The organism is Lentzea atacamensis (genome assembly GCF_003269295.1).
Taxonomy (GTDB): domain Bacteria; phylum Actinomycetota; class Actinomycetes; order Mycobacteriales; family Pseudonocardiaceae; genus Lentzea; species Lentzea atacamensis.
Genome location: NZ_QLTT01000001.1, coordinates 1,141,896 through 1,154,322 on the forward strand (window position 1 = coordinate 1,141,896; position 12,427 = coordinate 1,154,322).

Annotated in this window: 16 protein-coding genes; 8 read left to right on the forward strand and 8 right to left on the reverse strand. The window is 69.7% G+C overall.

Annotated features, from left to right (window positions below; genetic code table 11):
• Positions 1 to 507 precede the first annotated feature (507 nt).
• Entirely contained in the window at positions 508 to 1,161 is a 654-nt protein-coding gene (lexA, locus tag C8D87_RS05415; RefSeq protein WP_112225752.1) for a transcriptional repressor LexA, read from the forward strand.
• Here the strand turns inward: lexA and C8D87_RS05420 are convergent.
• A complete protein-coding gene (locus C8D87_RS05420) occupies positions 1,141 to 1,332 on the reverse strand; it encodes a hypothetical protein (RefSeq protein WP_112225753.1) in 192 nt (63 codons plus the stop codon). The genes lexA and C8D87_RS05420 overlap by 21 nt on opposite strands.
• Positions 1,333 to 1,395: 63 nt before the next feature.
• On the opposite strand from C8D87_RS05420, the gene C8D87_RS45705 reads away from it, so the two are divergent.
• On the forward strand, positions 1,396 to 1,551 hold the full coding sequence (locus tag C8D87_RS45705; RefSeq protein WP_170166315.1) for a hypothetical protein: 156 nt from the start codon (positions 1,396 to 1,398) through the stop codon (positions 1,549 to 1,551).
• On the opposite strand, the gene C8D87_RS05430 is transcribed toward C8D87_RS45705, so the two are convergent.
• Positions 1,548 to 2,441, reverse strand: coding sequence for a LysR family transcriptional regulator (locus tag C8D87_RS05430; protein WP_233441913.1), 894 nt, complete (start codon positions 2,439 to 2,441; stop codon positions 1,548 to 1,550). The two genes, C8D87_RS45705 and C8D87_RS05430, sit on opposite strands and share 4 nt — an antisense overlap.
• A 56-nt stretch (positions 2,442 to 2,497) precedes the next feature.
• Between C8D87_RS05430 and C8D87_RS05435 the strand changes: the two genes are divergently transcribed.
• Positions 2,498 to 3,154 carry a type 1 glutamine amidotransferase domain-containing protein gene (locus C8D87_RS05435; RefSeq protein ID WP_112226282.1) on the forward strand — a complete coding sequence of 219 codons (657 nt, stop codon included), beginning with the start codon at positions 2,498 to 2,500 and terminating at the stop codon, positions 3,152 to 3,154.
• A gap of 6 nt (positions 3,155 to 3,160) precedes the next feature.
• Here C8D87_RS05435 and C8D87_RS05440 read toward each other — a convergent pair whose 3' ends face one another.
• Both C8D87_RS05440 and C8D87_RS05445 read right to left on the reverse strand, forming a co-directional pair.
• Positions 3,161 to 4,477: a DUF6297 family protein gene (locus tag C8D87_RS05440; RefSeq protein ID WP_146771629.1), complete on the reverse strand. Its 1,317-nt coding sequence runs from the start codon at positions 4,475 to 4,477 to the stop codon at positions 3,161 to 3,163.
• A gap of 17 nt (positions 4,478 to 4,494) precedes the next feature.
• Entirely contained in the window at positions 4,495 to 5,106 is a 612-nt protein-coding gene (locus C8D87_RS05445) for an ABC transporter ATP-binding protein (RefSeq protein ID WP_112225756.1), read from the reverse strand.
• Between the two features lie 84 nt (positions 5,107 to 5,190).
• On the opposite strand from C8D87_RS05445, the gene C8D87_RS05450 reads away from it, so the two are divergent.
• From C8D87_RS05450 to C8D87_RS05460, 3 genes are read left to right on the forward strand one after another with little or no spacing between them, the layout of a single operon-like run.
• The gene (locus C8D87_RS05450) at positions 5,191 to 6,348 is read left to right on the forward strand and encodes an LLM class flavin-dependent oxidoreductase (RefSeq protein WP_215732253.1); all 1,158 of its coding nucleotides are present in this window, start codon (positions 5,191 to 5,193) and stop codon (positions 6,346 to 6,348) included.
• The gene (locus C8D87_RS05455) at positions 6,345 to 6,770 is read left to right on the forward strand and encodes a MarR family winged helix-turn-helix transcriptional regulator (RefSeq protein WP_233439484.1); all 426 of its coding nucleotides are present in this window, start codon (positions 6,345 to 6,347) and stop codon (positions 6,768 to 6,770) included. The genes C8D87_RS05450 and C8D87_RS05455 overlap by 4 nt, the downstream gene beginning before the upstream one ends.
• Positions 6,767 to 7,432 carry a CE1759 family FMN reductase gene (locus C8D87_RS05460; RefSeq protein ID WP_112225758.1) on the forward strand — a complete coding sequence of 222 codons (666 nt, stop codon included), beginning with the start codon at positions 6,767 to 6,769 and terminating at the stop codon, positions 7,430 to 7,432. Before C8D87_RS05455 ends, C8D87_RS05460 begins: the two co-directional genes overlap by 4 nt.
• Here the strand turns inward: C8D87_RS05460 and C8D87_RS05465 are convergent.
• Genes C8D87_RS05465 through C8D87_RS05475 form a run of 3 tightly spaced genes read right to left on the reverse strand, consistent with a single transcriptional unit; the run spans position 7,423 to position 9,862 of the window.
• Positions 7,423 to 8,154 carry an ABC transporter permease gene (locus C8D87_RS05465; RefSeq protein ID WP_112225759.1) on the reverse strand — a complete coding sequence of 244 codons (732 nt, stop codon included), beginning with the start codon at positions 8,152 to 8,154 and terminating at the stop codon, positions 7,423 to 7,425. The genes C8D87_RS05460 and C8D87_RS05465 overlap by 10 nt on opposite strands.
• Positions 8,151 to 8,885, reverse strand: coding sequence for an ABC transporter ATP-binding protein (locus C8D87_RS05470; RefSeq protein ID WP_112225760.1), 735 nt, complete (start codon positions 8,883 to 8,885; stop codon positions 8,151 to 8,153). The genes C8D87_RS05465 and C8D87_RS05470 overlap by 4 nt, the downstream gene beginning before the upstream one ends.
• Positions 8,882 to 9,862 carry an ABC transporter substrate-binding protein gene (locus C8D87_RS05475; RefSeq protein ID WP_170166316.1) on the reverse strand — a complete coding sequence of 327 codons (981 nt, stop codon included), beginning with the start codon at positions 9,860 to 9,862 and terminating at the stop codon, positions 8,882 to 8,884. The genes C8D87_RS05470 and C8D87_RS05475 overlap by 4 nt, the downstream gene beginning before the upstream one ends.
• A gap of 55 nt (positions 9,863 to 9,917) precedes the next feature.
• On the opposite strand from C8D87_RS05475, the gene C8D87_RS05480 reads away from it, so the two are divergent.
• Positions 9,918 to 11,453, forward strand: coding sequence for an FAD-dependent monooxygenase (locus tag C8D87_RS05480; RefSeq protein WP_112225761.1), 1,536 nt, complete (start codon positions 9,918 to 9,920; stop codon positions 11,451 to 11,453).
• 4 nt (positions 11,454 to 11,457) lie between these two features.
• On the forward strand, positions 11,458 to 11,970 hold the full coding sequence (locus tag C8D87_RS46785; RefSeq protein ID WP_215732180.1) for a hypothetical protein: 513 nt from the start codon (positions 11,458 to 11,460) through the stop codon (positions 11,968 to 11,970).
• Here the strand turns inward: C8D87_RS46785 and C8D87_RS05490 are convergent.
• A complete protein-coding gene (locus tag C8D87_RS05490; protein WP_112225762.1) occupies positions 11,962 to 12,339 on the reverse strand; it encodes a YciI family protein in 378 nt (125 codons plus the stop codon). The two genes, C8D87_RS46785 and C8D87_RS05490, sit on opposite strands and share 9 nt — an antisense overlap.
• Between the last annotated feature and the right edge of the window lie 88 nt (positions 12,340 to 12,427).

Genomic DNA, 12,427 nt, shown 5'->3' on the forward strand with positions numbered 1-12,427 from the left:
ACGGGTGGCGGCCGGCGAACTCGGGCGCCGTCATCCCGAACAGCACGACGTCGTGGTGGCGGCCGGCAAGAACTCGTGGTCACGCAGCCTGCCCTCCTCGTGAAGCCGAGCTTGCGGTGCAGTGCGAGAGAGGGCGCGTTGAACGTCCACACATTCGCCCCGCCCTTGTGCAACCTCCGCTCGCCGAACACGTGATTCAGCAGCAGTGGCACCGCGACGGTGGTGGTCGGCGCCCAGCGCGATGCCGCAAGAGAACCGCCCGGCGCGGTGGTCGACGAAGAACGTCGACAACGACCCCACGAGCGCGCCATCGGACAGTGACTCGATCGCCAGCTGGAGCGTGTCGTTGTCCGGTTGCTTCAGCGCGGCCGGCTCGGCCCGTTCGCGTTGCCGTGCGGCCGACCGCGGCGGATGGACCTCACGAGGTTCCCCATCCGGGCTGATGTCGTCGCTTGATCAAACGACCACCCGATCGTGTCCGGCAACCGAATAACTACTATCTGGCCGATGACCGCCTACGACGATCTCGAACTCGACACGACGGTGCTGCCGGAACGCCAGCAGAAGATCCTGGTCGCCATCCGCGACTGGGTCGTCGAGCACGGCTACTCCCCCAGCACCCGCGAGATCGGCGACGCTGTCGGTCTGAAGTCGTCCTCCTCGGTGTCCAAGCACCTGTCGGCGTTGGAGGACAAGGGTTTCCTGCGCCGCGGCTCGTCGGTGACGCGGCCGATGGACGTGCGGGTCTTCCTGCACGAGAGGGCGTCCGCGCAGATCTCCGCGGACTCGATCTCGGTGCCCGTCGTCGGTGACATCGCGGCCGGTACGCCCATCTCCGCCATCGAACACGTGGACGACGTGCTGAGCCTGCCGCGCGGGCTGGTCGGGCGCGGCAGCAACGTGTTCGCGCTGCGCGTGCGCGGTGACTCGATGATCGACGCCGCGATCTGCGACGGCGACATGGTCGTGGTCCAGCAGACGCACGAGGCGTACAACGGGCAGATCGTGGCCGCGATGATCGACGAGGAAGCGACCGTCAAGGTCTACCAGCGCCGCAACGGCCACGTGTACCTGGAGCCGCGCAACCCGGACTACCCGGTCATCGACGGCGACAAGGCAGTGATCCTCGGCGTCGTCGTTTCAGTGCTCAGGAGCGTCTGAGAACAGCTGGTCGGCGACGGTCGCGCAGACCTGCGCGCCGTGGTGATCGCGGCCCTGGTGGCGGGCCAGCACGGCCAGCGACCAGCCGTCCCACACCGCGAGGCACGTCACCGTCCACGTGTCGGTGTGCAGGGTCCAGCCGTTCTCGATCGCGAGCGACTTGCGCCGCAACGCGGGTGCCTCCGAATGCCGAAACGTCCTTCCGGAGCGATGTCGCGCCTCATCGCGAGGAGCTTGTCCCTCCATTCCGGACTGATCCCGGGCCCGTTCACGACGCACTCGCCGAGCTTGGCCGCGTCCATCGCGGACACCGCGGTCTCCGGCGGCACGATCTCCGTGGCGAGTGAAGTGGGTGCCGGCACGACGTTCACCGTGCGGTTGCCGCGTTAGAGAACGCCCCAATCGCGTTCTTGCAGGTGCTCGACGACCGCCCGTGCGGCAGGCGTGGGTGTTCCGCGGGTCACCAGGTGGAGGGTGTTGAGCGGCGGGATCTCCGGCTGGTGCAGCAGCTCGACGGATCCGGCGGTCAGCGCGGGCTCGGCGAGGTAGCGCGGCAACGCGGACACGCCCGCCCCGGCGATCACGGCGGCCAGGACCGCGCGCAGGTCGGGGACGATGACGGCCACGGCGTTCTTCGGACGTTTGCCGAACTCGCTGCGCCAGTAGCGGCGGATGATCGGCAGCTCGTCCGAGTAGGCGGCGAGCGGCAGGTGTTCGAGAGCACGCGCCGGGTCCACCGCGAGAAGTGCCTGGTCCACCGTTCTGGCCAGCAGCGGCGGCCCCACCAGCAGGAACTCCTCGTCGGTCAACGGTGTCGCGGTGAGTCCCGCGCCCGGCCGGACCGCGGACAGCACGATGTCGAGCTGCCCGGTCTTGAGGCCGTCGAGCAGGTCGTTCGCCAGGCCCAGGGTGACCTCGAACCGGATGCCGCGCCGGACCAGCGGGGTGAGCGCGGGCAGGCCGCGGGCGGTCATGAACTCCGCAGCTCCCCCGATCCGCACGGTGCCTTCGAGGGCGGGCGCGGGATCGAGCGCGTTGCGCAGGTGGTCGACGTGGGATCCGACGCGGCGGGCCAGTTCGTCGGCGCGGGGTGTGGGTGTGACGCCCCGGCTGCTCCTGACGAACAGCGGTTCGCCGAGCTCCTTCTCCAGCTTGGCGAGCTGGCCGCTCACCGCGGGCTGGGTGAGCCCGCGCCTGGTCGCGGCGGCGGTGATCGAGCCGCCCCGGTAGATCTCCACGAACGTCGCGAGCAGATCCAGGTCCGTCAACTTGTCGGCCATAAGGCATCTTATGACTCCGCCGACGCTCTTGAAGGATTCGTGATGGTATGGGTGCCATGAAGAAGCTACTGATGGTCGTGTCCGGCGCCGACTCGCTGACGCTGGCGGACGGCACGAGCCACCCCACGGGATTCTGGGCGGAGGAAGTGGTCGAGTCGGTGCGCGTGCTGCGCCAGGCCGGTGTCGAGGTCACCGTCGCGACGCCCGGCGGTGTCGTGCCGACCGTCGACAAGGCGAGCCTCGACGGCACGTTCGACGAGGCCGTCGCGTCTCTGGAAGATCTGCGCGCGCCGTCCGACCTGGCGTCGCTGAACGCCGCGGACTTCGACGCGATCTACCTGCCCGGCGGCCACGGCCCGATGACCGACCTGGCGTTCGACAAGACTCTGGGCACGCTGCTGGCGGACTTCCACGACAGCGGCAAGCTGGTCGCGGCGCTGTGCCACGGTCCGGCCGGGCTGCTGAGCGCGGTCCGCGGGGACGGCTCGTTCGTGTTCGCCGGCAAGGAGATGGCGGTGTTCAGCGACGAGGAGGAGCGCCAGGGCGGCCTCAACGTGCCCTACTCGGTCGCGGGCCGGCTGGCCGAGCTGGGTGCACGGCTCGCGCCGGGTGCGCCGTGGTCGAGCACGGTGATCGTCGACGGCCGGCTCGTGACGGGTCAGAACCCGCAGTCCACGGTGGCCACCGCTTCGCGCGTCGCCTCGTTGATCTAGAGCGCCCTAGCCGAGCACCACCTGCAGCACACACAACAAATACAGCAGTAACGGACCTCGGCCGAGCTGCAGGACCAACCCGATCGGCACGGGCCCGAGCACACCGAAGTCGATCGCCGCGACGCCGTAGTCGAGCGGTGGCTTCGTGGCGATCCGGTACACCACGGCCAGCGCGCCGACCGCGGACACCGCGGCGTTGAGCCAGGAGACGTGCGGCGTGAACGTCGCCGTGGCGACGCACCACACCACCGCGCCGGTGGCGGGCACGACCAGGTGCGCAAGCCGCAGCGTCCGGTCCGGCACGCCGAGCATCCTGCGGATCGACGCCGACCGGCAGACGGACTTGAGCCCTGCCGCCAGCCTGTCGGTGGCGATGAACGCGGCGACCAGGTGCACCGCGGGCACCCAGTCGACCTCGCCGCCAAGTGCGACCAGTGCGGGCAGCGGCAGCAACCCGGCCCACACCAGCAGGCCGTTCGGTGCTCGCCGCGCCCGCAGCACGTCCGTCCACACCAGCACGGTCACCGGTGAGCCGCGCAGCCGGGCCGACCGCACCCGGCCGAGGAGCCGTGCACGGCGTTCCGCCAGGATCGCACCGAGCAGGGCCAGGTCGAGCCACGACACCGACACCCGCACCGCCGCGGCGAGCGCTCCGCCGGTGGAGAGGTCGGCCCGGTTCAGCCGCCGCAGTGACGCCGCAGCGACTACGACCAGTGGCACCGCGGCCGGGACGAGCCAGATCATCTCGACCGCGACCACGTCGGACCGCAGGAACAGTGCGAGCACGGCCGCCGCGGCGAGAACGCTCAGCCAGTTTTGAGGACGCAGCCGGGCACGTTGCAGGACCACCGCGCCCGCCACCACCGCGACCCCGGCCGCCGCTGACCCGGCGAACACCCACACCCCAGGCGGCGCCGACACCCCCACGACCCCGAACACGACAGCCGGCCACACCGCGCCCACCGCCGCGCCGAACCCGAGCAGTCCCAGGAACCGCGGCCACAGCAGCGCGGCCCGATCGACCGGCGAGCTCAGCACCCAGAACATCCGGTCCCGCCCCGCGAACACCGGCCCGAACGCGAGCAGCAGCTTGAGCAGCACGACCGCCGCGAGCACGGACAGCCAGAGCGCGGTCCACTCGCTCGCTCCCGCCTGCCCGGTCTTGGCGAGGCCCTTGAACGCGAGGCCCCAGCCGATCGCGCCGGCGATCGCCGTGTTGACCAGCCGTTCGTAGAGGCGGGCGAGCCGGAACCGCCACGGCGGTGGCGGGCGCCGAAGCCGCCTGCGCACCTCGGCTGCGGACGGGGTCGCCGGGTCACTCACCTCGGCTACCGACGGGGTCACAGGGTCACGCAGCGGTCCGCGACCGCGTCGACGAGGTCCTGGTCGTGCGACGCGAACACGACCGCCACCCCGGCCGCCTTCTCGGCCTTCAGCCGCTCGCGCAGCCAGGTCCGGCCCTGCACGTCGAGCCGCTGCTCCGGTTCGTCCAGCACCAGCAGGCCGCGTGGCCGCACGAAGCACGACGCGAGACCCAGCCGGTGCCGCTGCCCGCTCGACAACGTGGGTGGCAACTGGTCGCGCACCTCGGACAGGCCCAGCTCGTCCAGCGCCGCGAGCACCTCGCGTTCCGGGTCCGGGGTGCCGTGCAGCCACGCCTGCAACCGCAGGTGTTCCACAACGGACACGTCGGGGAAGTAGTCGGCGTCGTCCAGCAGTGCGGCCGTCAACGCGCGGAACGACGCGGAAGTCTCGTCGCGCGACTCCCCGTGGACCAGCACCTCGCCCGCGTCGTGGTGCTCGGCCCCCACCAGGCATTTGAGCAGCGTCGACTTGCCTGCACCGTTGCGGCCGACGATCGCCACCGCCTCCCCCGCGGCCACCTCGAAGCCGAGTCCCCCGAACACCGGGTCGTCGCCGAAGCTCTTGCGGAGGTCCCGCACCTCGAGCATGTGATCAGGCTACCGGGAATAGGTGAGCGGCCCGTGCGTTAAGGTAGATGCAAACGCATGAAACAACAGAAGGAGGCGGGTGCCGTGCAGTTCGGAGTGTTCTCGGTGAGCGACATCACCAGGGACCCGGTGAGCGGCGAGACCCCCAGCGAGGCCGAGCGGATCGACGCGATCGTGCAGATCGCCGAGAAGGCCGAGGAAGTGGGACTGGACGTGTTCGCGATCGGCGAGCACCACAACCCGCCCTTCTTCTCGTCGGCGCCGACCACGCTGCTCGCCCACATCGCGGCGAGGACCAAGAGGCTGATCGTCAGCACCGCGACGACGCTGATCACCACCAACGACCCCGTGCGCATCGCCGAGGAGTACGCGATGCTGCAGCACCTGGCGAAGGGCCGCATGGACCTGATGCTGGGCCGCGGCAACACCGCGCCGGTGTACCCGTGGTTCGGCGCGGACATCCGGCAGAGCCTGCCGCTGGCGCTGGAGAACTACAACCTCCTGCACCGGTTGTGGCGCGAGGACGTGATCGACTGGGAGGGCAAGTTCCGCACGCCGTTGCAGGGCTTCACGAGCACGCCGCGGCCGTTGGACGACGTGCCCCCGTTCGTGTGGCACGGGTCGATCCGCACGCCGGAGATCGCGGAGCAGGCCGCCTACTACGGCGACGGCTTCTTCGCGAACAACATCTTCTGGCCGAAAGAGCACTACATGCGGCTGATCAAGTTCTACCGCCAGCGGTACGCGCACTACGGCCACGGAACGGAGAAGCAGGCCATCGTCGGCCTCGGTGGTCAGGCCTACATCGCGAAGCGGTCGCAGGACGCGATCAACGAGTTCCGGCCGTACTTCAACGAGGCGCCGGTCTACGGGCACGGGCCGAAGATGGAGGACTTCATGGAGATGACGCCTCTGTCGGTCGGCAGCCCGCAGGAGGTCATCGACAAGACGCTGACCTTCCGCGAGCACTTCGGCGACTACCAGCGCCAGATGTTCCTGATGGACCACGCCGGCCTGCCGCTCAAGACCGTGCTGAACCAGCTCGACCTGCTGGGTGAGGAGGTGGTTCCGGTGCTGCGCAAGGAGATCGAGGCGCGCCAGGACCCGGAGACCGCCAAGCCGCCGACGCACGCCCGGCGCGTCGAGGAGAAGTACGGCGACCAGCCCGCGCGTCAGCCGCGCCCGAACGCCAACCGGGGTGACAACGTCACCGGTGGCTCGCCGTACCAGGATTCCCGGTGACCAGAGCGAACGAGGCGTGGGAGTCCCTGATGAGGGCCTACGCCGTGCTGATGAAGCGGTTCAACGCGGAGGACGTCTGGGGCGACCTGACGATGCGGGAGTACGACGTCCTCTACACCTTGTCCAAATGCGACAGTCCATTGCGGATGAGTGAGCTGAACCGTCACGTTCTGCTGAGCCAGCCCGCCCTGTCCCGCATGGTCGACCGCCTGGCCGACCGCGGGCTGGTGGACCGCTGCCCGGATCCCGGCGACCGCCGGGGTGTGCGCCTGTCGCTCACCCCGGAAGGCCGCAGGACCCAGCGGGAGATCGGCCGTCCGCACGCCCGCAGCGTCACCCGCGCGTTGAACGTGCTGACGCCGGAAGAACTCGAGCAGCTCGCCGTGATCACCGGCAAGCTGGCCCAGAGCGAGGAGAAATGACCGAACAGTTCAAGCTCGTGGTCGTCTCGGCCGGCACGAGCGACCCGTCGTCCACACGCCTGCTCGCCGAGCGCGCCGCCCAGCGCGTGGCGCAGCTCGCGTCCGAGAAGCAGTACCAGGCCGGCATCCAGGTCGTCGAGCTGCGCGAGCTGGCGAGCGAGATCGCGAACGCGCTGGTGTCCAACCACATCGGGCCAAAGCTGCAGCAGGCGATCACCACGCTGCAGCACGCGGACGGCATCGTCGCGAGCACCCCCGTCTACAAGGCGGGCGCCAGCGGGCTGTTCACGTCGTTCTTCCAGATCCTGGACAACGACCTGCTGATCGCGAAGCCCGTCGTCCTCGCCGCGACCGCCGGCACGGCGAGGCACGCGCTCGTGGTCGACGACCAGATGCGCGGCCTGTTCGCCTACCTGCGGACCGTCGTCGTGCCGACGTCGCTGTTCGCCTCCACCGAGGACTGGCAGGACAACGCGCTGAACAAGCGCATCGACCGCGCGGCCCTCGAACTGGTGGCGCTCATGGCCTCCGGGTTCGAGAAGCAGGTGCGTGCCGAGTCGTGGGGCCGCTACCAGCACGAGTTCGGCAGCGCGGGCGGCACCGAGCTGTCGATCGACCTCGACTCGGACCTGATGCGCCTCGCCGCGGGCGGTCACGCGTAGGGCAGGACCTTCTTCTCGACGTAGCCCAGGCCGTAGAACAGCGCGACGCTGATCACCGCGAGCAGGGCCATCGCCGCGAAGGCCAGTGAGGTGTCGGCGCTCGCACCGGACGTGTAGATCACGTAGCCCAGTCCGGCGCGGGCGCCGACGAACTCGCCGATCACCGCCCCGATCACCGCCAGTGTGATCGCGACCTTCAGCCCGACGAAGACCTGCGGCAGCGCGTGCCGCAGCCGCAGCTTGAAGAACTCGTGGCGGCGCGGCGCGTCCAGCGACCGGAACAGCTCTACCAGTTCGTGCGGCGTGGACTTCATGCCGGACGCGGTCGAGATGACGATCGGGAAGATGCACACCAGCACGACCATGAGCACCTTCGACTCGATGCCGAACCCGAACCACACCACCACGATCGGCGCGATGGCGACCTTCGGCACGGCGTTCAACGCCACCAGCAGCGGGTAGAACATCCGCTCCAGGACCGTGGACCCGACGATCAGCAACGCCAGCGGCACACCGATCATGATGGACAGCCCGAACCCGGCGACCGCCTCCCACAACGTGACCAGCGTCTGTTCGAGCAGATAGCCCGGCAGCTCCAGGAACGACGCGACGACGTCGGCCGGTGACGGCACGAGGAACGAGTCGACCCCGAACACGATCGTCGCGAGCCACCAGGCACCGATGAGCGCCAGCAGGCCCAGCACCGGCAGCACGACCTTCACGCCGTCACCTCCCCCAGCAGCCCGCGCAGCTCCCTGCTCACCTGGTCGAGCTCGACCTGCCCGAGCGCGCGTGGCCGGGGCAGGCCGACGTCGGCGAGCTCGTGGATCCGTCCTGGCCTCGGGCTGAGCACCACGATCCGGTCGGCGAGCAGCACCGCCTCGTCGACGGAGTGCGTCACGAACACGACCGCGCGCGGCAGCTCCAGCTGAACCCGTTGCAGCTCCTCGGAAAGCTCGGTGCGGGTGATCGCGTCGAGCGCGGAGAACGGTTCGTCCATCAGCATCACCCGCGGGCTCTGGATCAGCGAGCGGCACAGCGACACCCGTTGCTGCATGCCGCCGGACAGCTCGTGCGGCAGCCGTTGCTCGAACCCGCCGAGGCCGACGAGGCCCAGCAGCTCGTGCGCCCGGTCCCGGTACGCCCGTGGCGAGAGTCCGAAGACCTCGATCGGCAGCAGCACGTTGGACAGCACCGTCCGCCAGGGCAGCAACGCCGGCCGCTGGAACATGAACGAGACGTCGCGCCGCGGCTTCACCACGGGGTCGCCCGCCACCTCGACGCGGCCTTCTGACGGCGTCAGCAGCCCCGCGACGAGCCGCAGCAGCGTGGACTTGCCGCAGCCGGAACGCCCTATCACCGCCACGAACTCGTGCTCGTCCACGTCCAGGTCGATCCCTGCCAGGGCGTGGACGCCGCCGAAGCTGTGCGAGACGCCGCGCAGGGTGATCACTTCGGCGCCAGCGCGAAGGAGGCGAGGTCGTCGGGACGCACCGAACCGTCCGGGATCGCGCCGGCCTCCACGAGCGTGCGGAGGATCTTCTCCACCCGCGGCTGCGTCAGCTCGCCCACCGGGCCGGTGAACCCGGACGGCTTCACGTACGGCGCCATCAGCGCGACCTCGGCACTGGCCACGCCCGCGTCCTGGGCCGGCTGGTACTTCTTGAGGATCGGGCCGACCTCGTCCGGGTGCTCGATCGCGTACGTCAGACCCTTGAGCAGCGCACCGCTGAACTGGCGCACCAGGTCGGGCTTCTGCGCGGCCGTGTCCTTGGACGCGACGAGCGCGTTGCCGTACAGGTCGGGAACCAGATCGCCGTACGGCAGCACGACCGCCTTCCTGCCCTTGGCCGCGGCTTCGATCAGCGGCTTGCCCACGACGAACTGCCCGATTCCGTCGACCTGTCCGGCCGCCAGCAGCTGCGGGAGTGAGGGAGGGGAGGACGGCACGAACTGGACCTGCGCGGGATCGATGCCGGCCGCCTTGGCGTAGACGGGGAACATCACCTGGTTCGTCGAGCCCGGCTGGTCGCCGATCTTCTTGCCGGCGAGGTCGGCGGGTTTGCTGATCCCGTTGCCCTCCAACGCGACGATCGCGGCGAGCGACCGCTGCTGGACGGCCGCGATCGTGGTGACCGGCAGCTTCTCCTTGGTGACGGTGATCGCGGTGGCGGTGAAGTCCGCGATGCCGAATTCCGCACGGCCGCCCGCGACCAGCTTCAGCACGTCGACGCTGCCGGTGCCGGGCGTGATCGTGACGTCGAGGCCCGCCTGCTCGAAGAACCCTCTCTCCTGCGCCACGTAGACGTACGCGTCCCGGCCGAACGTGCTGAACGAGGTCAAGTAGTTGACCTTGGCCCTCTCCACTGGCGGTCCCCCACCGCAGGCCGTGACGACCACCATGATCACGAGCAGAACCGACTTCTTCATGATCCCCTCCCCCGAAGGCGCCCTCGTGCTCGAACATAGAGGTCGGGGAGGACGGATGAACACGACCAATCTGCCCGTGGCCGTCATCGGCGCGGGCCCGATCGGTTTGATCACGGCCCTCGGGCTGGTCTCGCACGGCGTGCCGGTGGTCGTCTTCGAGGCCGGGGACGACCTGTCCGGCGAGACCAGGGCCGGGACGATCCTGACGCGCACGCTGGAGGTCCTGGACCGGTACGGCGCGCTGGAGCCGGTGCTGGCGGCGTCGCTGCGGATCGACGAGATCGGCGAGCTGGACCGGGCGACCGGGACCTCCACCGGCAGCGTGCTGACCTCGGCGCTCGCAGGCGAGACGCGGTTCCCGTTCGTCATCAACGTTCCGCAGCACGAGCTGGAGCCGGTGCTCGCGGCTGTGCTGGAGGAACGCGCGCCGGGCGCGTTGCGGATGCGGCACCGGCTGGTCGACTTCGAACAGCACGACGACGGCGTCACACTGCACCTCTCGACGCCGGACGGGAACGTGGAGGTGGCGGCGGCCTACGTACTGGCCTGCGACGGAGGCCGCTCGACCGTGCGGGAACGGCTCGGCGTCGAGGTCAGCGGCCACACGCTGGAGCAGCGGTACATGCTGGTCGACCTCGTCTGCGACCTCGACGTCGGCAACCCGCGCGACTACCCGTACCTCGCCTACTTCGGCGACCGCGAGGAGTGGATGGTCCTCGTCCGGCAGCCGCACTGCTGGCGGTTCGTGTTCCCGCTGGATCCCGGCCGGCCCGCCCCGGAGTCTGACGAGCTGCGCGACAAGGCACGCCACTTCATCGGCGAGGTCGACGAGCTGAAAGTCCTGGGCAGCAACGTCTACACCGTGCACCACCGCGTGGCGTCGTCGTGGCGACGGGACCGTGTGTTCCTGATGGGCGACGCCGCGCATCTGATCACGCCGATGTGGGCGTTGGGCCTGAACACCGGCGTGCTCGACGCCTCCAACCTGCCGTGGCGGCTCGCGTGGGTGTACCGCGGGTGGGCCTCGGAAAAGCTCCTGGAGGGCTACGAGACCGAACAGGCACCGCTCGCGGTCAACGGTTCCGCGGAGATGGCGGAGGCCGCGCGCGCCGTGATGGACCGCCGCCTGGAGTCGGTGGCGGGCTGGAGCGACGCGATGACCCGGACCTTGCTGGGCGTGCGGCTGGGCGACTCGTCACTGGTGCGCGAACCCGGCCCGCCGCGGGTCGGCGACCGGGTTCCGGACCTGCGGGTCTTCGGCCTGCGCGGCGCGGTGCACCTGCACGAGCTGTGCCGTGACTCGTTCGTCGGCCTGCATCTCACCGATGCGCGCCGCAGACCACCGTTCGGGCCGGACCCCGCCGGGCTGCGGCAAGTGGTCGTGAGCCGGTGGGACGCGCCGCACGACTCGGGGCTGCGGGACCGCGCGTACTTCGACCCCGGCTCCTCGGTGCGGGAACGCTTAGGGCTCGGCGACGTCGCTGTCCTGCTGAGGCCGGACGGGCACGTGGCGTTCGTCGAACCCTGGACTGCTCGGTCCTGGTGCAACGTCCGGGACCAGTACCTGCGGGAGGTGTGCCTTGAGGGGTGACGTCGTGGTCTCGCCTGCGGGTGAGGAGATCGTGCTCGTCGACGTGGGTCAGCGGATGCTCTACGACGACGAGCTGGTGCGGGTGTGGGAGGTGTCGCTCGAACCGGGCGAGACCCACCCGTGGCACCTGCACCACAACCCGTACGTGGTGCTGAGCATCGAGGGCTCGCAAGGCCGCATGGACTGGCTCGACGGCAGCGAGCCGAGGTTCATCTCCGAGCACCGCGGCGGCTGGGTCCACCGCCCGGTGTCGCCCGTCCACCGGCTGACGAACATCGGCACGTCCCGCTACCGCAACCGGCTCGTCGAGCTGAAGGACCTCGGCGAGAAGCCGGCCGCGCCATTGGACATCACGGACTCCGACGTCAGCGTGCGAACCGTTGCGGACGTCGAGCTGCAGCTGGAGGGGCCGCACGTGCTCGCCGCTCTCGACACCGAGGACGTGCGGCTCCATCAGGGCGGTCCGTGCTCGCTCGCCGGCGAATGGTTCGTCGTCGAGCTGCGTTACCTAGGCTAGGAGCTCTGGGATCTCGTCGGCCTCGACGACCTGCCGGACCTCGACCGACATCTCCTCCACGCCCGCGAAGCAGGTGATGTACTCCTCCGCGACGGCCTTGGCCTCGGCGAGGTCCTTCGCGTTGATGATCATGAACCCGCCGATGACCTCCTTGGCCTCGGCGAACGGGCCGTCGGTCGACCTGATCTCGGCACCCCGCCTGCGCACGGCCGCTCCCCTGGACGGCTTGTGCACGCCCTCACCACCGAGGAACACACCGTTCGCGTTCAGCTTGTCGACGAACTCGTTCATCCGCCGATGAAGCTCCGGACTCGCCTTCCACGCCGCGTCGGCGTCCTCCGGGACCCGGTGCATCAACAGAAACCGCATGTCATCTCCCTGATCTCGGTACGGCGGCGTTGGGCCGCCACACCTGCGTCGATCGACGTCACGGTCGTTTCGACATTTCGACATGATG

What these genes read in the sequence shown, in the direction of transcription:
- lexA (WP_112225752.1), top strand. Translation starts at nt 508, where the DNA reads ATGACCGCCTACGACGATCTCGAACTCGACACGACGGTGCTGCCGGAA.
- C8D87_RS05430 (WP_233441913.1), bottom strand. Translation starts at nt 2,441, where the DNA reads ATGGCCGACAAGTTGACGGACCTGGATCTGCTCGCGACGTTCGTGGAG.
- C8D87_RS05435 (WP_112226282.1), top strand. Translation starts at nt 2,498, where the DNA reads ATGAAGAAGCTACTGATGGTCGTGTCCGGCGCCGACTCGCTGACGCTG.
- C8D87_RS05445 (WP_112225756.1), bottom strand. Translation starts at nt 5,106, where the DNA reads ATGCTCGAGGTGCGGGACCTCCGCAAGAGCTTCGGCGACGACCCGGTG.
- C8D87_RS05460 (WP_112225758.1), top strand. Translation starts at nt 6,767, where the DNA reads ATGACCGAACAGTTCAAGCTCGTGGTCGTCTCGGCCGGCACGAGCGAC.
- C8D87_RS05475 (WP_170166316.1), bottom strand. Translation starts at nt 9,862, where the DNA reads ATGAAGAAGTCGGTTCTGCTCGTGATCATGGTGGTCGTCACGGCCTGC.
- C8D87_RS05480 (WP_112225761.1), top strand. Translation starts at nt 9,918, where the DNA reads ATGAACACGACCAATCTGCCCGTGGCCGTCATCGGCGCGGGCCCGATC.
- C8D87_RS05490 (WP_112225762.1), bottom strand. Translation starts at nt 12,339, where the DNA reads ATGCGGTTTCTGTTGATGCACCGGGTCCCGGAGGACGCCGACGCGGCG.